The organism is Pseudoalteromonas undina, assembly GCF_000238275.3.
In the GTDB taxonomy this organism is placed as follows: Bacteria; Pseudomonadota; Gammaproteobacteria; order Enterobacterales; family Alteromonadaceae; genus Pseudoalteromonas; species Pseudoalteromonas undina.
The window spans coordinates 523,015-545,892 of sequence record NZ_AHCF03000003.1 but is presented as its reverse complement, the minus strand read 5'-3'; the positions used below and the strand labels follow the sequence as shown (position 1 = coordinate 545,892).

Below are 22,878 nucleotides of genomic sequence, written 5' to 3'. Positions count from 1 at the left end.
ACTACGCTGAAATTGCAATAACTATTCCAAGTTAGTTGGTTAGCGGTTAATACTTAAATTCATCAGGGATTGGCAGCTTTTTATTAAGCGCGACAGGGCGTTTTCCACGGCCTTTTTTAAACCGTTTAAGCTGAAATACATAGGCAAGCACTTGAGCAACTGCAGTAAAGAGCTGATCGGGAATTTGATCCCCTACTTCAGCAGTATGATAAAGCGCTCGCGTTAAGGTAGGCGACTCAACAATGGGCACTTCATTACCCAAAGCAATTTTACGAATTTGCATAGCGAGTTCGTCAACGCCTTTTGCTAGTACAATAGGCGCTCCAGCTCGCTCTGTGTCGTATTTTAAAGCCACTGAGTAATGAGTAGGGTTGGTAACAATAACATCGGCATCAGGAACATCCTGCATCATTCTCTTTTGCGACATTTGACGTTGGGTTTGCCTGATACGCGCTTTGATTTGCGGATCACCCTCAGAGTTTTTATATTCATCTTTTACTTCTTGCATCGTCATTTTAAGCTGTTTGTTATGGCTATAACTTTGAAATGGCGCATCAATAGCTGCAATAATAATTAAGGTGCAAGATAACCCTAAAAACATCCAGGCTAATATTTCCAAAGCATGCACGATATTGCCCGGCGCACTTTCTATACTCAAATGTAATATTTCATCAAAATAAACATTAATTAAAAAGATAGCGAAGGTTGCCACTAGGCCAAACTTTAATAATGACTTAAGTAGCTCAATAGCCGCTTGCGGGCCAAACATCCGAGTAAAACCTTTCATTGGCGACATTTTACTGGCTTTGGGCGCTGCTGCCTGCCAGCTAAAATTAAAGCCGCCAAGCATGGTGTTACCAATAAACGCAGCCAGTACAATAATAAGTACAAACATCGACATAGGAAATAACAGTACGTCAGCAACCTCCCCCCACACCGCAAACATTTTTGTGGTGTCGTAAGTTTCATTGCGATTAAGACTAAGCATTCTGCCCATAATTCGATACAAGCCTTTACCAATTTCAGGGCCGTACATTAATAAAGAAATAGCAGAAAAAATGAGTACAAACATAGTACCTAGCTCTTTAGAGCGCGCTATTTGGCCTTTCTTTTTGGCATCATCAACTTTTTTGGGCGTGGGTTCTTCGGTTTTTTCTTGTCCTGAATCTTCAGCCATTACGCTCTCCTAAGGGGAACAACCAACTAGAGTACACATTAGCTCAACCATTTTTAGCCATTGGAACTCAAACTGAGTGATAAAGTTACCGAGGGTAGCCCAAATAATAACGAGCCCTGCCACTAAGGTAAACGGAAAGCCTATAGAGAAGATATTTAACTGTGGGGCAGCACGGGTCATGATGCCAAATGACATATTAATTACAAGCATGGCCGTTAATGGCGCTAACGAAAGCACTAGTGCAGTGGTAAACATCCAACCACCCCATGTCACTATGTCCCAATAATGATCAACCGCCCACCAATTACCATCAATTGGCAATACCTGAAAACTATGTACCACCATTTGAATCATCATTAAATGGCCATTAAATACAAAAAATAACAAGGTAGCTAAAATGAGGTAGAACTGCCCTACAGCAGGTACACTCATTCCATTTGAGGGGTCAACAACAGACGCAAAACCTAAACCAGTTTGCATAGCAAGGATTTGCCCGGCTAACACAAATGTATTGAGTAGTAGTGTGGATGCAAAACCAATCGCAACGCCAATCAGCATTTGTTGTAGCACCACTAAAACCATTTCAAAAGAAAATAAATTAGTAAATGTAGCTGGAGGTAGAACAGGCACAACTAAAAATGTGACTACAACAGCCAAGCCCATTTTAATTCGAGAAGGGACGTTTTTGGCGCCAATACCCGCCATTATCATGATCATTGAGCTAATACGCACCAAGGGCAGTAAAAAATCACTTAACCATTGAATAACAACGGAAAATGGGAACTCCATCGTTAACCTGCTATTTCGGGTATAAGAAGCACTAAGCGATTAAAAAAATCCATCAGCTCTTGAGTAAACCAATGTCCACCCACTATTAACGCACTAATAGTAATTAATAGACGCGGTAAAAAGCTCAGTGTTTGTTCATTAATTGAGGTTGCCGCCTGAAATACTGCCACTACTAAACCAATAATTAAACCAGGTACCACAATAGCAGACACCAGCTTAATCACTAAAAACAGGGCTCCACTTAAAATATCAACAAATACTTCAGGTTCCATGGGCGACTCCTAGAGTGATTGGTTCAAAGTAGAAAGCACCACTATGTGCCCAACCCAAAGCTTTTAGCGAGCGTACCCATCACCAAGCTCCAACCATCAACCAATACAAACAACATAATCTTAAACGGTAGCGATACAATCATGGGGGATAGCATCATCATACCCATGGCCATCAACACCGATGCAACCACCAAATCGACAATCAAAAAGGGGATGAAGAACATAAAACCGATAATAAAGGCTGTTTGTAGCTCACTGGTCACAAACGCCGGAATAAGCACGATCAATGGCGTTGCTTCGGGTGAATCAAGCTGATCGTACCCAGCTATTTTTGCAAAGGTTTCTAAGTCTTTTAATCGTACTTGAGAAAGCATAAAAGCTTTCATTGGCTCTTTAGCTAAATCGAGTGCTTCTAGTGATGTTACCTGTTCACTTAAGTACGGTTCGATTGCGCGTTCGTTTATTTGCTCATAAATAGGCGCCATAATAAAAATACTTAAAAACAGCGACATACCTAGTAATACTTGATTAGAAGGCGTTTGTTGTAAACCAATCGCTTGGCGCAAAATAGCTAAAACAACAATAATTCGAGTGAACGAGGTCATCATGATAATGGCTGCTGGAATAAAGCTCATAGCCGTCATGATCGCTAACACTTGTAGCGTCACTGAATAGTCTTGCGTGCCATCTGCATTACTTGTGATCGTAAGCGCGTCTATTCCTTCAGCACTGACTCCTGGTACGAATACCATAGCAAATATGAAAAGCAGCCATTTAGTCATGATATTAGTTCTTTTTATTTTGATTAAGTTGCGGATTCAACATTTTGCCAAAACGCTTAGCTAATTCTGGTAACTCTTTTTCTGTCAGGGGAGTTTCTAGCTTGTGTAAATAATTAATGCTATGTGGAGTTACACCTAATAGGTGCTGTGCATTATCTATCTCGACTACCATTAATCGCTCGCGTGAGCCTAAAGGAAGACTGCGGATCACTTTGAATTCATCGTTATTGGTTAAATTTGGATTAAGCTTTTTAACAAAAAAAGCCAACACTAAAATTAACACTACCACCACACCTAACGACATAACCATTGAAATAATGTCTGTGGTGGGTGTTGCAGCATCGGTAGCTGCAAACACTGAATTGCTTAAACCAAGTAATGCTATCATCGTAATTTTTTGATCCGTTCAACCTGACTAATTACATCCGTTAAGCGAATACCAAACTTATCGTTCACCACAACCACTTCACCATGTGCTATCAATGTACCGTTAACTAATACATCTAGCGGCTCACCAGCAACCCTATCAAGTTCAACAACTGAACCTTGGTTAAGTTGTAATAAGTTACGAATATTAATTTTAGAACGCCCTACTTCCATCGAAATAGTAACGGGAATATCTAAAATAGTGTCGAGTTTACGTTTTTCTTCACCGCTGAGCTCATGCTTTGAATCATCCAGCTCATCAAGCTCGGTTACTTTAACCTCTGCACTATCATCGTCAGTTCCCTCAGCCTCAGCAAGTGCTGCTGCCCATTCGTCCATCGTATCTTGATCATCGCTCATACTTTTAACCTTTTAATCAATTACCAGTCTAAGTCTACACCGTTTGAAAGGTGTAAATCATCTTCTAGTTCTGCTAATTCTGCATCTGAATCAATTTTTTTGCCGCCTTTAGTAAAGACATGCAGCTCAGATTTAACTGAATCAGGGCGTTTAATTTTTTCACTAATTTGTAGCGCAACATTATCGCGTGAGCGACCCATTTTAGCTCTAAATGTTGGTAACTCTTCAACAAACACAGTAATATGCTCTGGCATTTCAACAGGAATGATATCCCCCGCCTTAAGCTCCATAATTTGTTTTAAGCTTAAATCAACTTCAAGTAGTTGAGTCGACAAATCGACTTCTACATCCATTATTTCGTCGCGAAGTGCCTTGCTCCAACGTAAATCGGTATCTTCAGTATCAGACTGAACACCTGCATCCAGTAGCTCTCGTATAGGTTCGAGCATTGAGTAAGGCAGCGCAATATGAAAGTCACCACCGCCGCCATCAAGCTCAATATGAAAAGAGCTAATAACCACCACTTCGGTTGGGCTAACAATGTTAGCCATGGCGGGATTCACCTCAGAATCGAGATACTCAAACGACACATCCATAACCGGCGCCCATGCTTCTTTGTAATCTTCAAAGATTATTTTTAGCAGCATTTGCACGATACGGCGCTCTGTTGGGGTAAATTCACGCCCTTCAATTTTGGCATGATAACGACCATCGCCACCAAAGAAATTATCTACCAGTATAAAGACTAATCGCGCCTCCATGGTAATTAGGCCAGTGCCTTTTAGTGGGCGAAAACGCACCATATTCAAACTGGTTGGTACAAATAAGGTGTGAATATACTCACCAAATTTGATCATTTGCACGCCGTTAATTGACACCTCAGCGGTGCGGCGCATCATGTTAAAAAGGCTAATTCGCATATGACGCGCAAATCGCTCATTAACAATTTCAAGTGTCGGCATGCGACCACGCACGATGCGATCTTGCGAAGAGAAGTCATACTGTAGCGTACTTCCCTCACCGTCTTCACCGTCGTGTATATCTTCCTCTTCGACCTCATCAACACCGTGTAATAGCGCATCAATTTCGTCTTGGGATAATAAATCGCTCACACTGACCCCTTATTGCATCACAAAGCCGGTAAACAGTACCCGCTCAATTACTTTACTTCCTTCCACATCCATCATTGCAGCTTGTACTTTATCTAGCGCAGTAAAGCGCAGTGTTTCTTTGCCTACACTGGTGCTTAGTTCATCTGCGGTAGTCATTGAAAATACACTCAATAGCGTACCTTCAATCAGTGGAATATGCTTTTTAGCAGTTTCTTCATTGCCATCTCCGCGCACCAGCAATTGCACTTTAATTTGTACAATTCTATCACGACTCGCCCCTGGAACATTAAATATAAAAGGTCTTGGCATAGCAACATATAGCGCACTGCCGACCGTTGCCGAGGAGCTTGATGATTCTGCGGCTACTTCACCACTGGCGGCATCATCTGTTAAAGTTTCTACGGGCTCATCATCACCCGATAGTAAAAAGTAACCAGCTACACCGCCAACAATAACTAATACAGCGGCTATAATTATAATGAGTTTGCTTTTATTTTTACTGACTTCTTCTATTTCTAAATTAGTATCTTCAGCCATTGTATTTCCTTTATTCGCAAAGGTATTTGCTTGTTTTAACTATTATAATAGCAGGACTTAGGCATAGTAATCTATTGATGATGACGTTTGTTGTCCAGAACTATGTGTTTGCTTATCTGGTTGCTCACTATTTGTCTCATCTGAAGAGCTATTATTAGCCATTTGACCTTGTGGCTGACCTTCTTGTTGCTCGTTTTGTTCTGGAGATGAACCACCATAAGAAATGCTGCTTTCACCTAGTTCTAAACCCTGTTGCATTAATAATTCTCTAAGCCTAGGTAATGATTGCTCTAGCGCTTCTTTGGCTTGCTGATTTTGCACTACAAAGTTTATTTGTGCTTGCTCCGCATCACTTCGAATACGAATTTGCATACTGCCCATTTCAGGTGGATCTAAACGAATTTCAGCTTCTTTGTTATTAATGCTTAACATTGAAGTAACGCGCTCTTGTAGCATTTTTGCGGCATCACTTTTAATAATATTTAATGCCTGTAAGGTGGCAGGATCAATGCTCACCTGTTTAGCTTGCGCAGTGCTTTGTAACTGCCCAGCCTGTAAACTTTGCGCTTCAATAATAGCTTGCTCGTAGCCTAAAGTATCGTATTTAGCGATAGTATTAAGCGACGATTTATCGAATATATTAATGATTTGAGAAAAAATCTGTGCAGCACGCGGTGGCATTTGCTCTGCGTTAGTGGCGCGCATACTCTCTTTTTGTAGTACATCAAGCTGTTTAGCAAGCTCCTCAGGCGTTTCGGCTATCGATTTAGAGCTTTCTGATTTTAGCTCAGGTTTTACATTAGCCGACTCTGTACCTTGGCGTGTTTTAGGTGTAACACCTGCTATCAACGTATTATTAGCAAACAGCGGTTTATCTTTGGCACTAGACAAAGTGTCTGCGTTGATAGCTGTTTCTAAATCACTGATAACCCCTTTTAATAAAGTAAGTTCTTTAGTAGATAGAGGCTCACTTTTAATGTATGCCTGCATCTGATTAAGCAATGCCTGTTTTTCTGGGGTAGTTAACGTACTTATTTGTGTATTAATGGCTTGTTGAGGAGTTTGCGGTTTCTCGCTTTCGCTAACATACTTACTGAGTAATTGCTTTAAATCCGCTACATTGTCTTTATCAATAGGTTTGCTCATCGCATCAAGCTCAGTAGCAAGTTCATCTTGTTGTGAAGGCGTTAAATTTGCTAAGAGTTTATCTGCTTTAATTGCATTATCATCTTTTGATAACAGCGCTAAAACAGAGGAGTCTATCGATGCTTTAGTACTCGTAGGAACAGTCGGCTTGTCTGATGGTTTAGCAACCGCTTGCTCATTTTTAACAGTCTCAGATTCTCCGGCTGTGGCAGCTGTCGCTATCGATTTAGCTCCAAGCTGTGAAGACTCAGCTGCAGTTTTGCTCGCTGACTCAGCACCTACAGCATTTTGTGCTTGTAAAATAGCTGCATCATCAACAATTTCATCACTTGGCAAATTAATAACAATAGGTGCAAGCTTATCTTCAGGCTTGATGTTTATTTTGACACCGTCTTTATCTATTAACTCTGCGCCGCTATGAGAATTATTTTTTACTGAGGTGTCGATTACTTGTGCCGCATTAATTTGCGCCAACATGTCTTCACCGCTCAAAGGCTTTTCTTCGCTATCTTGCTCTTTTAGGTCGGGTTGTTCATCTGAAGGCTGTTTGTGTGGCGCCTTGACCTCTGAATCTTGTGTTTCAGAAGCTTGGTTCGCAAGAGCTAGTTGGTCGAAAAAACCAGCATCATTACTACTATCTAGTTTTGCTTTATCACTGTCTTTTTTAACTAAGTATGAGTCTTGCTCAGATACCGCCAACATTGAAATATCATTCATCGCCATAAATCACCTAATAAAAGCGGCAACAGCCCACCGCACAATCCTAAAAAACATTGCTCTAATAGAACATAAGCAATTAGTATGCCTACCTTATAGTGCTTTATTCCTTTGATAAAATTGATTAGAGGAAAACTCATCTAACATTTTTTGTTCATTCTTAGCCACCAGCATATCCGCTTTTAACTGTTGCTTTTCAATTAGCTTAGCAACCGCTTTCGCTTTAACTTGTTGTTTTAACCATAACGTTTTACGCTGGCTCACGACTTGTTTTGCAGTATTAACGGTACTCGCTTGTTGGCGAGTCGCCTCTTCAATCTTAGCTATGAATGCGTGATACTGGCTAAACCCGGCACTTGATAAGCCCGATTGCCCTTTAATATGAAGTTGCTGCGTATATTCAAGTCGAAAGTCATTTAAGCCTTGAAGCTTTTGCTGATTTAGCTGCAAGTTTTGATTTGCTTGCAAGTAGCTCATGCGTAATGTTTCTTCTTTTTCATTTTCAAGCTTAAGCAGCAAATGTAGTTTATTTTTTGCCATTATGCTTGTCCTAATAATTGTGCGAGCCCTTGTAGGCCATCATCATAACTAATCACGTCACGCATGCCTTGCTGTAAAAATGCGTTCACTCTTGGCATCATGTTTATTGCCTGATCAAGCATTTGGTCACTGCCTTTTTGATAAGCACCCAAGGTGATCATATCTTTATTCTGTTGATACATAGAATATACTTGTTTAAGTACCCGAGCTTGCTGCATATGTGGCTCTGAAACCACTTGTGGCATCACTCGAGAAATAGACTTTTCTATATCAATAGCAGGGTAATGACCGCTGTCGGCTAAATCACGCGATAAAACAATATGCCCATCAAGTATGGCACGTGCGGCATCGGCTATCGGGTCTTGCATGTCATCACCTTCACTCAGTACAGTAAAAAAGGCAGTAATAGAGCCTTGCCCTTCTCCGCCATTACCAGCACGTTCCACTAATGCGGGTAATTTAGCAAATACTGAAGGCGGATAACCTTTGGTAGCAGGAGGCTCACCCACAGCAAGTGCTATTTCACGCTGTGCCATGGCATAACGCGTTACCGAGTCAAGCAGTAACAATACGTTTAGCCCTTGATCTCGAAAGTATTCTGCAATGGTGACTGCACTCTCACAGCCTTTTAATCGCATTAATGGTGAAGCATCAGCAGGCGCTGCCACAACAACTGAGCGTTTACGTCCTTCAACACCCAGTATTTCTTCAATAAATTCTTTTACTTCTCGGCCACGCTCACCAACTAAACCCACTACAATTATATCGGCTTCACTGCCTCGAGTCATCATGCCCAATAGTACTGATTTACCCACACCGGAGCCTGCAAATAAGCCCATACGCTGACCTTGGCCTACGGTAATTACTGAGTTAATAGCGCGTACTCCCACATCCATAGGTTTACTAATGGGGCGTCTTGCCAGTGGATTTATTGCGTTTTGAGCGAATTTAAGAGTGTGTTCTGCGTTTATTTTACCCAGCCCATCTAAAGGTCGCCCTAAACCGTCGACAACTCGGCCAAGTAAACTCATACCAACAGGTAAACCAGTGTCGTTAACTTGAGGAATAACTCGGGCACCAGGAAGTACACCTGAGATATGATCATTGGGCATTAAATATAAGGTTTGATCATTAAAACCAACAATCTCGGCATCAACAAAGCCGCTCATGGTTTCAATTTTACATTGGCTGCCTACTGGAGCTCGCAGGCCTTTTGCTTCAAGTGTTAAACCAACCACACGGGTTAAAACACCCGCAACCGCAGGGGCAGGGGTTTTAATATGTTGTTGGTATTGAGATAAGCGTTCGCTTAATGAAGTATCGCTCACAGACATTGCACGCCAATAAAAAGTTAGATACCACTATTATGCAAAAAACTATCCAATGTTTCTTTGACACGAGTTTTCAAGGTCATATCTAAAGACGATAGTGTTGTCTTAACTTCACAACCGCCGCGCTCCAATGTAGGCTCTGGAATTAACTGCCAATGATTATCTTCAATAGCTTGCTCGCCATAACTGGTTTTTATAAGTGTTAGGTCTTCTGGGTGAAGATGAATTTTAACTTTCTGTTGCTCTGCATTCAATGCATCAATGCTTTTTTTCAAGGTATGTAAGATAATATCAGGCGAAGTTTTTATCTCTTGATAAATGATTGCTTCACTGAGCATAGTCGCTAACAGCACTAACTGCTTTTCTGCTTGCTCATCCACTTTTTTAAGTGGATCAGATAAACTATCTAACAAGCTGCGTAAGTGAGTTAACTGCTCATCCATCAAAGGTTTAACCTCTTCTTGACCTTGGGTTTTACCCAGCTCAACACCTTCTTTGTAACCAGCTTCTTTTCCCTCAGTTACGCCTTTATCAAAACCATCTATATAGCCTTGCTCGTGTCCTTGCTTAAGGCCTTCCTCATACGCATCTTGGCGAATGCGCTCAAGCTCCACCATAGTAAGAGAAGGTAATTCTTGTTCTTCGGGCTCTTCATCTTGCTCTTTGGCCATTTTTTTATGGTATAGCTCTGCCAATGGCGTACCAAAAGCGGTCGAACGATTGCCAAAACTTCGCTCATCTGGCGCAACATCTGGAATTGGCCAATTTTTTAATAGCTCATCAGCTTCATCAGCGTGTAACGGGCGACCTTTTGAGTTACTCATAAATTATAAGAACTCCTCACCACCGCCACCACCAAGCATAATTTCACCTGAATCTGATAGACGACGAGCTGTTGACAGTATTTCTTTTTGTGCTGCTTCTACTTCACTAATGCGCACTGGTGCCATAGCTTCTAAGTCATCAGCAAGCATTTCTGCTGCACGTTTTGACATGTTACCCAAAATCTTCTCTTTAAGCGCTTCGTCAGTGCCTTTAATGGCTTTCATCAGTACATCTTGAGGCACTTCACGTAAAATTGCTTGAATACCTCGATCCTCTACATCCATTAAGTTTTCGAAGACAAACATTAAGTCTTGAATTTGTTGCGACATTTCTTCGTCATGCTCACGGATAGAATCCATTAACTGCCCTTCAACATTGGTATCGAGGTAGTTCATAATATCTGCAGCCGCTTTTAAGCCACCCATCTTCGCAGCTTGTGCGCCCGCTTGACCAGCGAATTGTTTTTCCATAATTTCGTTTAATTCTTGTAAAGCCGCTGGTTGAACTTCTTCTAAATTGGCAATACGCATGGTTAAATCTAAGCGCACTTTTTCAGGAAATTGCGCTAAAATCTCAGCAGATTGTTCCGGCTCTAAATAAGAAAGCACAATTGTTTGAATTTGCGGATGCTCATTACGAATAATATTCGCTACCTGCTTTGAGTCCATCCATTTTAATGAATCAAGCCCTTTGGCGCCTGATCCCATAACAATTTGATCTATTAAGCTGGCAGCTTTATCTTCACCTAATGCGGCCGTAAGTGCTTTTTTGATAAAATCTTCAGACTGAAAACCTATCGTACTAAAGCTTTGAATTTGTTCGATAAACAAGTTGTGCACTGCGCTGATTTTAGCTTGCGACAAATCATCGATTGCCGCCATGGCCATACCTACCTTTTGCACTTGCTTTGGCTCTAAGTGCTTTAGGATTTGCGCTGCATCTTCTTCAGATAAACTTAGCAATAATATCGCCGCTTTATCTACACCATCGAGCTTATCAACATCAAACGCCGGTGGTAGTTGTTTTTGTTCTTGATCAGTCATCTTCTGTTAACCACGCTTTCACTACTTGTGATGATAGTTCTGGTTCATTGGCTACAAGGGCACGAACCGCTTTCAATAAGTCTTCGTCGCCATGTAGGTCTGGTAACTGTAGTGTACCATCGCTTGAGAAGCCAACTGAAGCAGAATCAAAGTCATTATTTAGCATATCTAATGTGCTGTCACCAAGGTCAACACCTGAACTAAGAGAGTCTTCATCATATTCTTCAAGTGTATTATCTGGGTAAATTAATCGCTTAAGCATAGGCTTAACTACAGCTAAAATCAGTACAATAATAACCAGCGCACCTAATACTAAGCGCATCATTTTCATAAACCAGTCTTGTTCCCATAAAGGCAATTCGAAATCAAGCGCTGAGTCTTCACGAACAAATGGCACGGTCACTACTTCAAGTGCATCGCCACGTTGCATATCAAAGCCTACGCCACCTTGTAACAAGCGACGAATATTTGACAAAACTTCTACCGAGCGTGGTGTCATGGTTGTTTCACCATTTTCACCAACCGTGGGTAAGTAATCGACCGCTACAGACACACTTATTCTGCGGATCACACCCGTTTGCTGACGTTTATGAGAAATAGTGGTATCAAGTTCATAGTTACGGGTAGCTTCTTTGTGAGTACGACTTGGTGAGGTTGCAGTGCCTGCACCGCCAGCCATTGCATCTTCAGGTATCGTTGAGTTAACCGGAGGCTGATTAGTAAGTGCACCAGGAATACCTACCGCTAAACCACCGATATTATTTTCTTCGAAAGTGGTTTCACTTCTTACTGCCGGTAAATCTGGGTTGTAACGTTTTTGTGTTTCTTCTACTGCACTAAAGTCCATGCTTAAATCTACTTGGGCGGTGTAATTACCTAAGCCAACGACGGGAATTAAAATGCTGTCAATTTTTTCTAGGTATTCTTGCTCACGTTTACGCTCTAGGTCGTATTCTTTACGAGAGCGTGCAGCCAAAGAGGTTTGCGAACCTGAATTTAATAAGCGACCGTTTTGATCGGTCACCGTTACGCGAGAAGGCTCTAGCCCTTGCACCGCTGAAGCAATCATATCAACTACTGAGTCAACTTCTTCGCTATCTAGTGAGCGACCACGCTTAAGCGTTAGTACAACAGTTGCTGAGGGTTTTTTCTCTCGACGAGCAAATACATTTTCTTTTGGAATAGCTAATAGTACTTTGGCGCGAGTAACGTTGTTTAGCTCTTCAATAGTACGGGCAAGCTGTTGCTCGCGACCATGTTTAAGGCGCTCACGCTCTAAACGTTGGCTTACCCCAAACCCCATGTCTTGCATAATAATATCGCTACCTGATGTCGGCCCTTGATCTAAGCCTTCACGGGTCATCAGTAACTTAATATTTTGATACTCAGTTTCATCAACCGACACCACATTACCATCAAGTTCATAGTCAATTTTTTGCGCATCTAAAAAGTCGAGTGTTTCAATTAACTCTTGAGTTTGCATTTTACCTAATGGGCGCATATCTGGCTGACGAGCCCAAATAATCACGAAGATAGCAATAGCCAAACAAATGGCCAATGCAACAATCAGGGTAATTTGACGTAAAACATCAACACCACCTAGGGCGCTGAAATAGCCTGATTTTTGCTCTTGTTGATCTTCAGTTTCACTTTGCTCCATCATGCCATCAGCAAGTGCCAGATCTGTAGATTGATTAGATTGCGCCACAATAATTCTCCACTACCTAGTTAAACAGGCATGTTCATAATTTCTTTGTAAGATTCAACAAGCTTATTACGAACCTGTACCGTAGCTTCAAATGCCACAGAAGACTTTTGCGAGGCAATCATCGCCTCAGCAAGCGATACGCTTCTGTCGCCCATCTCAACTGCTTTTCTTTTTTGTCCTGTGTCTTGCTGAAGCTCATGCACTGTATTAAGTGCATTACTCAACATATCACCAAATTGTGCTGTAGACGTTGATTGCACTTGCGTTGGCAAGTTATTAACTTGGTTACTACGCGTGGCTTCTGAAGCCATAGATTGCATTTCTTGAAATAAAGCACTGTTTTGAATTTTCATAATTGTCTCTGATAATGCAGTAAACTCTTAAATAGAATAAAGCACAAAACATGCCAAAAATAAAACTCAATTAAAACAAAAGGTTGATGTGTAAACTTGCGTAGTCAGAGTTTTGACAGCCCTAAAATGTGTTACTTAGTTTTAGGGCTGTTGAGGTTATGCAGGGAGGGAAATACCTAAATCGCGCATTTGCGCTAATTTGTAACGCAAAGTACGTGGACTTATACCTAAGGTTTCGGCTACTTCTTTACGCTTCCCTTGGCAACGCGCCAAGGTTTCTAAAATTATGCGATGTTCTTTATCTTTAAGTTCATCTTTATAACTCCCCGTGTCTAAGGCGAGCAAATCATTTTTTTGCTCATCTTCGGGCATTGTTTTTTCATCATAATAAGCGTTACTGAGATTACTTTTTATAGGCTCCGGCACTGTAGTTGGTTCAACCACAAACTGGGTTGGGGTTAAATTTTCGATAAAAATTGCATGCTCATCAATAGTACTGCCACTGCGTAAAATTAAAGCACGTTGAATAACGTTATCCAGCTCTCGAACGTTACCCGGCCAGCTATGGCTAAGTAGCTTTTGTTCGGCGCTTGTATCTAGATACGCCATTGGCTCTTTGCTTTTACTTAAGTGACGTTCAATTAAATGCTTAGCCAGTACAATAATGTCGCCAGGACGCTCACACAGAGGTCGCCACAGTAAAGGGAACACATTGAGTCGATAATATAAATCTTCGCGGAACTGATTTGCAGCAACGGCCTCTTTTAATTCGCGGTTACTGGTTGCAAGCACACGTACATCTAGCGAAATAGTTTTCCGACCGCCTAAACGCTCAACTTCGCGTTCTTGTAATACCCGCAATAGTTTGGCTTGTAAACCTAAATCCATTTCGGTGATTTCATCAAGTAAGATAGTCCCACCCTGTGCTTGTTCAAACTTACCCGGGCAGGCCTGAATCGCACCAGTAAACGCACCTTTTTCGTAGCCAAACAAAGTAGCTTCAAGCATGTTTTCAGGAATAGCAGCACAGTTAATTGCTACAAATGGTTCATTGCAGCGTTTTGACTTGTCATGAATATACCGTGCCAGCACTTCTTTACCTGAGCCACTTGGCCCAAGTACCATTACGCTGGCATCTGAACGAGCAACTTTACCTGCAAGTTCAAGTAGTTGAATACTACTAGGGTCGGCAACAATAGGACCGTCTGTTTCTTTTTCCTTTTCAGGTAAGTAACGGCTCACCATGTTCAATAGCACTTCTGGGGCAAATGGCTTAGCCATATAATCAATCGCGCCTAGGCGCATGGCTTCAACTGCATCATCAATTGTGGCATAGGCCGTCATCATAAGTACGGGTAAATCAGGGTGATTTAATTTAATACTGCGTAATAAATCCAAGCCACTCATTTCGCCCATTTGTACATCACTGACCACCAGTGAAAATACATCTTTTTTTAATAACAACATGGCTTGCTCTGCACTACTGGCTGCCGTGCAAGCGATGCCCGACATTTCTAGAGTATCAATTAATGCTTCACGAAGTCCGGCGTCGTCTTCTACAACTAAAATAGTGTTACTCATGTGACTCCCCTAATTTAGATGTGACACTAATAGGCAGCAACATACTAAAAATTGCTCCCCCGTGTGGGTTGTTGTTTGCCTCAACCCTTCCCTGATGCGCACTGGCTACCGAACTAACAACGGCAAGCCCTAAGCCTGTACCTTGGCTTTTAGTGGTATAAAAAGGTTCAAATATTTTCTCGCTCTGAACTAAGTCAATGCCTGGACCATTGTCACTAACGCTAATGCGCACAAAGTCAGAGTCTTGTTTGTCACGCTGGGCGCTAAGGTAAACCTGCGCGCCACTGCCAATAACTTGAATACTGTTGTGAATTAGGTTTTGAATAGCGCTTGCTAATGCGGTTTTATTACCCATGATTTCTATATCGGGTTCAGGTAAGCTCACATTTAATTCGCTATCATTGAGCGCTACCATGGCATCAGCACCGGCTTTTACTTCACTGAGTAACTGTTGCATCGACACTTGCTCAACTATCTGTTGATCACCACTTTTAGCAAATAGCAGCATGTCGTTTACTTGGGTTTCTAAATCTTTCAAGCGAGACATTAATTTTGTGTGAAAACTGCCGCGTGATGCTTCCGGTAAGCGCTTTGAGCCTAAGTTGGCAGCATACAACATAGCTGCTGATAACGGTGTGCGTACTTGATGGGCCAAAGATGCCACCATTTTACCTAACGCACTTAAACGCTGCATGTGCGCGACTCGTTTTTGTAAGCGTCGGGTTTCAGTCAAATCGGTCATTAATATAAGTTGCCCAGGCTCTGGCGCAAGTGCGGTAATATCGAGTTTTATTAAGCGTCCATCTTTTAAAGACACTTCATGACCATCATCTTGATGAGGACGAAATGAGCGCTGAATAACACTAAACCACTTCTCACCCTCTAATGGTTCACCGAGCATATCGATAGCAATTTGATTCGCCTTCGCGATCATTCCTTTACCATCGAGTACAATTACGCCCGCTGGCATAGTATCAACTAAATGAGAAAGCCAACTTGCCTGTTGACGCAAATCACTCAACTCACCAACATACTCCTCTTGCAGTAAACATGGGTTATACTGGTTAGCAGAAATAAACTGGGGTTTTAGCACACTTGCAAGGGCCATAATCAACTCTCTAAAATAATGTAGATACAGTAGCTAATGCACAATGTGTACCAAAATTATTTCACATTAAATTCAATAGATTAAACCGTAAAAACACGTGCCGTAAAAATGACGCGCAAAGGAAAATGTATGAATAAAGAGACTCAGTGCCGCTGCCCATGGTTAGATACAACAAAACCTGACTATGTGGAATATCATGATCATGAATGGGGCGTCCCTGTGTATGACGATCAACTACTTTTTGAGTTTTTAACATTAGAATCGGCACAAGCAGGACTCAGCTGGTATACCATATTAAAAAAGCGTGAGAATTATAAAAATGCCTTCGCTAACTTTGATGTACACAAAGTAGCGGCCTTTACTGAACACGATATAGAAAAATTAATGCAAAATGCGGGCATAGTTCGCAACCGCTTAAAAATTGTCGCAACAATTAATAACGCAAAATGCTTTATTACTATTCAAGAAGAGTTTGGCAGTTTTAGTGATTATCAGTGGCAGTTTGTGAGTAATAAACCTCAGGTAAACGATCTAGAAACACTGGCCGACTACCCTGCAGTTACTGAGGCATCGACGTTATTTGCGAAGGATTTAAAAAAGCGTGGCTTTAAATTTTTAGGCCCAACCACAGTGTATGCCTACATGCAGGCCTGTGGAATGGTTAACGATCATAGTAATGATTGTTTTAGGAAGGAAGAAGTTAAAAAGTTAGGCTAAGGGCGGGTTTCGGGTTACGAGACGCGAGGTAAACCCGCTGACAATTATAGCGCCGAGTTTGCATTAAGCGTAGTGTTTAGCTTTTCTAACCTAAAACCTAAAATATAACACCTGCACTTTGCTCTTAATCCCTAGACAAGTTATATTTTTTCATTTTTTCGACCAGTGTGGTTCGCCTTACGCCTAGCACTTCAGCAGCACGGGCAACAACGTAATCAAAGCGCTCTAATGCCTGGGTGATTAAGTTAATTTCAAGCTCAGCTAAGTACTCCTTAAGCTCAATACCTTCATCGGGCAATAAACCCGGTGCCGCTTGAGCAAAATCATCTTCAAGGTCTATTTCGTCTTCACTAAATCCGCCGCTAAAAATATCATTAAACGCATCACGCTCCATCAGTTCTTCTGGATACTGTGGCTCATAGGCTTCAACTTCAATGTAGCGGTATTTGTTAGGTAAGTCAGGAACATCCACCACCTTGTCAGGGAACATAATAACCATACGCTCAACTAGGTTCGCAAGCTCACGAATATTACCCGGCCAAGAATGCTCTTTTAAACTATCAATAGCACGCTCTGTAAACTTAGCCGTAGTACCGCTTTGTTCATTTACACGGCGCATTAGCTCTTTAAGTAGCAAAGGGATGTCTTCTGCACGTTGAGCAAGTGATGGACTCTCAATAGGAAAAACATTTAAGCGATAATATAAATCTTCTCGGAATGAGCCTTTTTCAATCATGCTTTCAAGGTCGCGGTGGGTTGCAGCAATAACACGTACATCGGCTTGAATCGCTTTAGTACCGCCAACGCGCTCATAGCTACGCTCTTGTAGTACTCGCAGTAACTTAACCTGCATTTGCAGCGGCATATCCCCTATTTCATCTAAAAATAGCGTGCCACCTTGCGCCAATTCAAACCGGCCTTTACGTGCTGAAATAGCCCCGGTAAATGCACCTTTTTCATGGCCAAATAGTTCACTTTCTAGTAACTCTGCAGGAATTGCCCCACAGTTTACTGGTACAAATGGACCTTTGTTACGCTTAGAGAGCAGATGCACATTACGAGCAACCACTTCTTTACCCGTGCCCGACTCACCTAAAATAAGCACGTTGGCATCAGTTTTAGCAACTTGAGTAATTAAAAAGCGTAAATCTTTTACGGCTTTGGTTTCACCTACAAGGCCATCAAAGGTGCTTTTTTCTTTATTGTGTTGATGCTCATGAGGCAGCATACGCTGATATTGCTGACAATCATGTAGTAACTGAGTGGTAACTTCATGAGTAAATGGCTCACAAATTAGTCCAACAACATTGGCAAGACTCAGTAGCGGTTTGAGTGTTTCACCAATCAGTAAAAAAGGAAATGTTGGATAGCGTTTAATTAAGCTTTCATGATCTAAAGATTGCAGCGCCCCTAGCACCACAATACATTCTTTATTTTGATAGTGACTACATGCCTGCTCAAAGTCAGCTTCTGTTTGCAACTGTACCGCCTCACCAATAAAAGTAAGCGATGCATATAATCCAATAGAGCGATTATTATTATTATCTAAAATTAAGATCATTTTTAGCGAGCCATTTATTTCACTAATTTGTTTTATTAATCAAATTGTAAGCCAGTTGGATTTGGATGCAAGTAATAGCGGCGATTTTTTGACATTAACGCCAAAAAACAGACACCCAGCCTAAAAAGCCAATACTTTATAACTAATAACTCTTTAACTATTTATAACAGCATACCTACTTAGGATGAATTATCTAACACGTTTTGCCACTGATGATGATGCGACTCTACACAGAAGAAACTCATAAAAAGTGCTATTATTACTTAAAGGTGTGACTGTTTTTGCCGATAAGTAATAGTCAAACTTATGTTGGAACTAAACTTGCTTAAAGTTCTACACAGTAATTAAAATTTGAGGAATTACCCATGGCTCATGCATCAATCAATAAATACCGTCAAATAACAGTTAGCAGCGTTAAAGAGATGACTCCCTACGACCAAGTTAAACTCGTGTTTGTAAATATTGTTGGCAAGCTCTCTGCTGCAAAAGGATTTATTGAACGTAAAGAGTTAGAAAAAAAAGGCAACGCAATCTCTGATTGTATTGTGCTACTTGGTGCGTTGCAGCAAGTGTTAAATTTTGAACATAATAATGAAGTATCAACTAACTTAGACTCTTTATACGATTACTGTCAGCGCAGCTTATTAACCGCGAACCTTGAGAACGATATAGAAAAAATTGATGAAGTAATTACCTTGATCAAGGAAATAAAATCAGGTTGGGAAGCAATTCCATTTGAACAAAGAGAACCACAACTATAATGTCTTTAAATCGGGTTACAAGCTCACAAGTTAAAGATAGTGAGACTCGAGCATATTGCAATGAGCTAGTGAATTTGGTTAATGACTCAGAGGATTGGGATATTGAGCAAGCGCTGAATATTCATAATAAGCTTGATATTCACATAAGTAGCTCACTTTCTAGAGAAAAAACTCATTATTCAGCTACTGAACTTGAGTTTTTAATCAACCTAATAGAACAGCTATCTGTTAAAATAGATAATCAAAAGCAACTATTAGCGGTTAAAATAGTTGGTAATCAAAAAAATAAAAAAGCTGTAAATAAGTATAAATCTAATATTTAAAAACACTTCTTGCCCTAGCTAACCCCCTATTTTATTCCCCTTTACAGAGTGATTAATTGATTTATCACTCTGTATTTTTATAGCCTAAAAGTTCACTATAAACCAAGCGTTGTTAATTACCAATAAGCGAACAGGTATAAAAAAACCTGACTAACAAGCCAGGCTTTATTTACTAAACAATGCTATTTAGCTAGACTTTTTAGCCACACCCGGTAGGTTAGCTAATTGTTGCTGCAAGTAACTTCCTGTCGAGTTTAGGTTAGCAACTAATATATCCATGGCATTGTATTGGCTATATAGTCGCTCTTCATACTTTTTCATTCGGCTATTAAATGCATCAACTTCATCTTGTAGCTTATCGAGTTGTGTTTCACGCCCTTCAATACGTGAACTAATAATACCATCAGAGGCCGTATAACCTTTAATAACAGTATCTAACTGGCCAACAAAACCATCACCGTCATTTTCGCCAACAAAAAACGTTTGGATAGCTTGTGGATCACTTTCTACGGCAGCTTTAAGAGCGTCAGAATCAATACTTAACTTACCTGAGCGCTCAGTTCTAATACCAAAGTTAGCTAAAAAGTCGGTATTACCATTACCCGTGCTAAATTCAGATGTTAACATCGAGCGTACTTGGTTTACAGAGCCTCTAAGTAATGAATCACCCGCAAGTGCACCAACGCCCTCTTCAGCGCTAGAGCGACCGAGCTGATTTGATAAATCAATAAATGCATTAAACTTCTCTACAAACGACTTTAATCCAGCAGCAACATTATTATTATTTTCAGTGATAGTTGCTTTACTTAAATCATCGTCTGCATTGTGAGTTTTTTTAGCATTAATGGTAACGCCTTCAATAACATCTTTAAACTCATTGGTACTGCTTGAGGCCACAAGCGTTCCGTCAATCGTAATTGAAGCATCCGTCGCTGCTGTTACTTCGTTTAAGTTTTCAGCATACGTTGTTGATGTTGTATCACTATCATACGCAAGACGAGACAAGCCAGACAAGTCTGTATTACCACCATCACCGACATCATCAACTACAATTTTTATTGCGTTTTCTGCGCCGGTTTCTTTACTTGATAACACTAATCGCTGCCCCGTATCATCGGTAATAATAGTAGCATTAACTGAATCATTGTCAGCAGAGTCATTAATCGCGTCACGTATATCAGCCAGCTTTGCTGTGTCTGACACATTTATGTCAAAACTGTTAGAGCCAGAACTAATCGTGAGCTTACCCTCTCCCACCGCTTCATCGCCAGCTATAGCATTTGATGTTAGCTTATGGTTCTCAGCCAAACTATTAACTTTAATCGAGTAATTATTGGTTTGCGCGTTTTTTTCAGAGCTTAAAGAAACAAAGTCGTCACTGCCACTGATAGTGCGCTTTTGAAAGTTTTCGATGTCACCCAATGATTCTAGTGAACCATTAAGCTCTTCCAAAGAGGCTTTTAGGGTACCTACTGCAGATATATCGGTAGTAAAGTTTGCTTGCTGTTTAGTTACTCGAGCTTGGTAAGGGCTTTTTTCAGCATTCACTAAAGCAGTTACAATTTCATTAACTTGAAGCCCTGAACCTATACCTGTAAATGAAATAGCCATAATACTTACCCTCTTAAATTGCTCAAACTAAACTTTAAAATCAACTAACACGCCAGTGGCTTCCGCTAATTTAGCAACAATTCCTAACACTTCTTCAGAAGGATACTGCTTAACTAAATCACCACTTTCTTTATCAATCACCTTAATAACATTACGGCCAGAATCCTCATCCACTTTAAACTGTAGACTACGGTTCATTTCGCCCATAAAGTCCTGCAATTGCTGTACCACCTTCTCTAGTTTTTCAGGTGATAACTCTGTTTCAGAAACTTCACTATTACTTGCAGTGGTGGTGATGGGTGTATTATTTTGTTCATCAGCATTTTGCTTAACTTGTGATGGGGTTTGGTAACTTGAGGTAACCTCACCTTTTTGCGCTGAGCTGATATTTAGATTTAAACTTTGCGTTTCCATAATTCGCTCCTACTATAAAGCGATATAAAGCTTTATACCTATACAAGAAAGGAAGGGTTGCCCCTTCCTTAGTAGTTAAGTATAGAGCTTATTGTTAAATTAACCTAATAAGCTAAGTGCTGCCTGTGGTAACTGGTTAGACTGAGCTAAGATTGTTGTACCAGCCTGTTGCATAATCTGGTTCTTAGTTAGTTTAGCTGTTTCTGCAGCATAATCTGTATCTTCGATACGACTTTTAGAAGCCGACACGTTTTCTGATACGTTTGAAAGGTTAGCAATAGTGAAGCCAAAACGGTTTTGAACCGCACCTAAGTCTGCTCGTTGTGCATCAATTTGCGCAAGCGCCGCATCAATTGTTTGAATTGCATCTTGTGCACCTTGACTTGTTGCCCCAGAAATATCAATAGTTTCAACTGATGTCAAAGAGCTTGTAGAAGCACTAAATAATTCAGTTTCATCGGCAGTTCCATCATTAGAAATACCAATTTTGTTCGGTGATGATAAGTTTATTTCTGATGTTTTTGAAGCCGTTGCTGTAGATGCAGTTACTCCATCAAATGTTAAACCACCAGCTGGAGTACCTGCATCCATAACAGATTCAATACCATCCACACCTGTTGCTTTAAGTGTAATTTCACCAGCATCAGAATCGTAAACTGCATCATACCCATCGGCAACCATATCCTCAGCTAAGCGAGCCATATCACCACCGTAGGTACCTAAATCATAGTTGTCATCGCCAACATTGATTGTTGCGTTATCTGTATTAGTGATACCAGCAATAGTTACTTCTAAGCGAGCTTCAGCAACTACGCCTGTAGCAGCAGCATTTATTTTTGCTGCAGCACCATCAGCACCATCATTAGCCCCAAGAGTAACATCGACACCATTAATATTTAGTGTGCCTGCTGTTATAGCTTCATTTGTAGCCATGTCACCAGCTGCAGCTACTGCGCCAAATACAGAACCAGCACCATCAATTTCATTTGCACCAAGCGCATCTGCTGATACATCACGCAAAGTTACGTTAATTGTTTCGTTAGCGTTTGAACCTACTTGGAATTGTTTAGTACCGAACGAACCATCTAGTAAGCTTGTACCACCAAATTTAGTTGTTTCGGCGATACGAGTAAGCTCTTGCTGTAATGCGCCAACTTCTTTTTGTAGTGCCGCACGAGCGTTAGCATCGTTTGAACCATTTGCTGATTGTAGAGATAGATCACGCATACGTTGTAAGATGTTTGACGACTCTTGCATCGCACCCTCAGCAGTTTGCGACATTGAGATACCATCGTTAGCGTTACGCTGTGCAACACCTAAACCATTAATTTGTGAAGAAAGACGGTTAGCAATTTGTAGACCTGCCGCATCATCTTTCGCGCTATTGATTTTCATACCAGATGAAAGGCGTTGCATTGATGTACCTAACGCATCGCTTGATTTTGATAAGTTTCTTTGTGCATTTAGTGATGCAACGTTAGTATTTACTGATAAAGCCATGTTATAACTCCTGATTACTTTCGTAATGTAACTAATTGATTTTAACCAAGAGCCATCACAATAAAAATCTGTTCAAGCTCCGTTCTAATTAAGTTAACGGCCGTTATAAAATTACCTTTAGCTTTTTTTTAAAAAAAATAATAAAAACTTTTAGTTGATTGAAATACAAACAAAAAAGCCAAGC

The 22,878-nt window shown here is 40.8% G+C and carries 24 protein-coding genes; 3 read left to right on the top strand and 21 right to left on the bottom strand.

Going from position 1 to position 22,878, the window contains the following annotated elements:
* Positions 1–46 precede the first annotated feature (46 nt).
* The 17 genes from flhB to PUND_RS06070 form a co-directional block, all read right to left on the bottom strand.
* The gene (gene flhB / locus PUND_RS06150) at positions 47–1,177 is read right to left on the bottom strand and encodes a flagellar biosynthesis protein FlhB (protein ID WP_010387924.1); all 1,131 of its coding nucleotides are present in this window, start codon (positions 1,175–1,177) and stop codon (positions 47–49) included.
* 9 nt (positions 1,178–1,186) lie between these two features.
* Positions 1,187–1,966 (bottom strand): flagellar biosynthetic protein FliR, encoded by a 780-nt coding sequence (gene fliR, locus PUND_RS06145; protein WP_010387923.1) that lies wholly within the window; start codon positions 1,964–1,966, stop codon positions 1,187–1,189.
* Positions 1,967–1,968: 2 nt separating this feature from the next.
* Positions 1,969–2,238 carry a flagellar biosynthetic protein FliQ gene (locus PUND_RS06140; RefSeq protein WP_010387922.1) on the bottom strand — a complete coding sequence of 90 codons (270 nt, stop codon included), beginning with the start codon at positions 2,236–2,238 and terminating at the stop codon, positions 1,969–1,971.
* Positions 2,239–2,279: 41 nt separating this feature from the next.
* Complete coding sequence (fliP, locus tag PUND_RS06135) at positions 2,280–3,020, bottom strand: flagellar type III secretion system pore protein FliP (RefSeq protein ID WP_010387920.1); 741 nt, start codon at positions 3,018–3,020, stop codon at positions 2,280–2,282.
* 4 nt (positions 3,021–3,024) lie between these two features.
* A complete protein-coding gene (gene fliO / locus PUND_RS06130; protein WP_010387917.1) occupies positions 3,025–3,408 on the bottom strand; it encodes a flagellar biosynthetic protein FliO in 384 nt (127 codons plus the stop codon).
* Positions 3,405–3,806: a flagellar motor switch protein FliN gene (gene fliN / locus PUND_RS06125; protein ID WP_010387913.1), complete on the bottom strand. Its 402-nt coding sequence runs from the start codon at positions 3,804–3,806 to the stop codon at positions 3,405–3,407. Before fliN ends, fliO begins: the two co-directional genes overlap by 4 nt.
* Positions 3,807–3,826: 20 nt before the next feature.
* Positions 3,827–4,918 carry a flagellar motor switch protein FliM gene (fliM, locus tag PUND_RS06120; RefSeq protein ID WP_010387912.1) on the bottom strand — a complete coding sequence of 364 codons (1,092 nt, stop codon included), beginning with the start codon at positions 4,916–4,918 and terminating at the stop codon, positions 3,827–3,829.
* A gap of 9 nt (positions 4,919–4,927) precedes the next feature.
* A complete protein-coding gene (gene fliL, locus PUND_RS06115; RefSeq protein WP_010387911.1) occupies positions 4,928–5,455 on the bottom strand; it encodes a flagellar basal body-associated protein FliL in 528 nt (175 codons plus the stop codon).
* Positions 5,456–5,512: 57 nt separating this feature from the next.
* On the bottom strand, positions 5,513–7,324 hold the full coding sequence (locus PUND_RS06110) for a flagellar hook-length control protein FliK (protein WP_010387910.1): 1,812 nt from the start codon (positions 7,322–7,324) through the stop codon (positions 5,513–5,515).
* A gap of 87 nt (positions 7,325–7,411) precedes the next feature.
* Positions 7,412–7,858: a flagellar export protein FliJ gene (fliJ, locus tag PUND_RS06105; RefSeq protein WP_010387909.1), complete on the bottom strand. Its 447-nt coding sequence runs from the start codon at positions 7,856–7,858 to the stop codon at positions 7,412–7,414.
* Complete coding sequence (fliI, locus tag PUND_RS06100) at positions 7,858–9,192, bottom strand: flagellar protein export ATPase FliI (RefSeq protein ID WP_010387908.1); 1,335 nt, start codon at positions 9,190–9,192, stop codon at positions 7,858–7,860. Before fliI ends, fliJ begins: the two co-directional genes overlap by 1 nt.
* Before the next feature lie 17 nt (positions 9,193–9,209).
* On the bottom strand, positions 9,210–10,013 hold the full coding sequence (fliH, locus tag PUND_RS06095) for a flagellar assembly protein FliH (RefSeq protein WP_010387905.1): 804 nt from the start codon (positions 10,011–10,013) through the stop codon (positions 9,210–9,212).
* A 3-nt stretch (positions 10,014–10,016) separates the two neighbouring features.
* A complete protein-coding gene (gene fliG, locus PUND_RS06090; RefSeq protein ID WP_010387902.1) occupies positions 10,017–11,057 on the bottom strand; it encodes a flagellar motor switch protein FliG in 1,041 nt (346 codons plus the stop codon).
* Positions 11,050–12,765: a flagellar basal-body MS-ring/collar protein FliF gene (gene fliF, locus PUND_RS06085; protein WP_010387901.1), complete on the bottom strand. Its 1,716-nt coding sequence runs from the start codon at positions 12,763–12,765 to the stop codon at positions 11,050–11,052. The genes fliG and fliF overlap by 8 nt, the downstream gene beginning before the upstream one ends.
* 20 nt (positions 12,766–12,785) lie before the next feature.
* On the bottom strand, positions 12,786–13,118 hold the full coding sequence (gene fliE / locus PUND_RS06080) for a flagellar hook-basal body complex protein FliE (RefSeq protein WP_010387900.1): 333 nt from the start codon (positions 13,116–13,118) through the stop codon (positions 12,786–12,788).
* Between the two features lie 156 nt (positions 13,119–13,274).
* Complete coding sequence (locus PUND_RS06075; RefSeq protein WP_010387899.1) at positions 13,275–14,699, bottom strand: sigma-54-dependent transcriptional regulator; 1,425 nt, start codon at positions 14,697–14,699, stop codon at positions 13,275–13,277.
* Positions 14,692–15,807, bottom strand: coding sequence for a sensor histidine kinase (locus PUND_RS06070; protein ID WP_010387898.1), 1,116 nt, complete (start codon positions 15,805–15,807; stop codon positions 14,692–14,694). The genes PUND_RS06075 and PUND_RS06070 overlap by 8 nt, the downstream gene beginning before the upstream one ends.
* Before the next feature lie 129 nt (positions 15,808–15,936).
* Between PUND_RS06070 and PUND_RS06065 the strand changes: the two genes are divergently transcribed.
* On the top strand, positions 15,937–16,524 hold the full coding sequence (locus PUND_RS06065; RefSeq protein WP_010387897.1) for a DNA-3-methyladenine glycosylase I: 588 nt from the start codon (positions 15,937–15,939) through the stop codon (positions 16,522–16,524).
* Between the two features lie 124 nt (positions 16,525–16,648).
* On the opposite strand, the gene PUND_RS06060 is transcribed toward PUND_RS06065, so the two are convergent.
* On the bottom strand, positions 16,649–18,085 hold the full coding sequence (locus PUND_RS06060) for a sigma-54 dependent transcriptional regulator (protein WP_010387896.1): 1,437 nt from the start codon (positions 18,083–18,085) through the stop codon (positions 16,649–16,651).
* Between the two features lie 365 nt (positions 18,086–18,450).
* Between PUND_RS06060 and fliS the strand changes: the two genes are divergently transcribed.
* Both fliS and PUND_RS06050 read left to right on the top strand, forming a co-directional pair.
* Positions 18,451–18,846, top strand: coding sequence for a flagellar export chaperone FliS (fliS, locus tag PUND_RS06055; RefSeq protein ID WP_010387895.1), 396 nt, complete (start codon positions 18,451–18,453; stop codon positions 18,844–18,846).
* A complete protein-coding gene (locus PUND_RS06050; RefSeq protein WP_010387892.1) occupies positions 18,846–19,169 on the top strand; it encodes a hypothetical protein in 324 nt (107 codons plus the stop codon). Before fliS ends, PUND_RS06050 begins: the two co-directional genes overlap by 1 nt.
* A 186-nt stretch (positions 19,170–19,355) precedes the next feature.
* On the opposite strand, the gene fliD is transcribed toward PUND_RS06050, so the two are convergent.
* From fliD to PUND_RS06035, 3 genes are all read right to left on the bottom strand, one after another.
* Positions 19,356–20,780 carry a flagellar filament capping protein FliD gene (gene fliD, locus PUND_RS06045; RefSeq protein ID WP_010387891.1) on the bottom strand — a complete coding sequence of 475 codons (1,425 nt, stop codon included), beginning with the start codon at positions 20,778–20,780 and terminating at the stop codon, positions 19,356–19,358.
* A gap of 27 nt (positions 20,781–20,807) precedes the next feature.
* Positions 20,808–21,194: a flagellar protein FlaG gene (locus PUND_RS06040; RefSeq protein ID WP_010387890.1), complete on the bottom strand. Its 387-nt coding sequence runs from the start codon at positions 21,192–21,194 to the stop codon at positions 20,808–20,810.
* Positions 21,195–21,293: 99 nt separating this feature from the next.
* Positions 21,294–22,694, bottom strand: coding sequence for a flagellin (locus PUND_RS06035; RefSeq protein WP_010387889.1), 1,401 nt, complete (start codon positions 22,692–22,694; stop codon positions 21,294–21,296).
* Between the last annotated feature and the right edge of the window lie 184 nt (positions 22,695–22,878).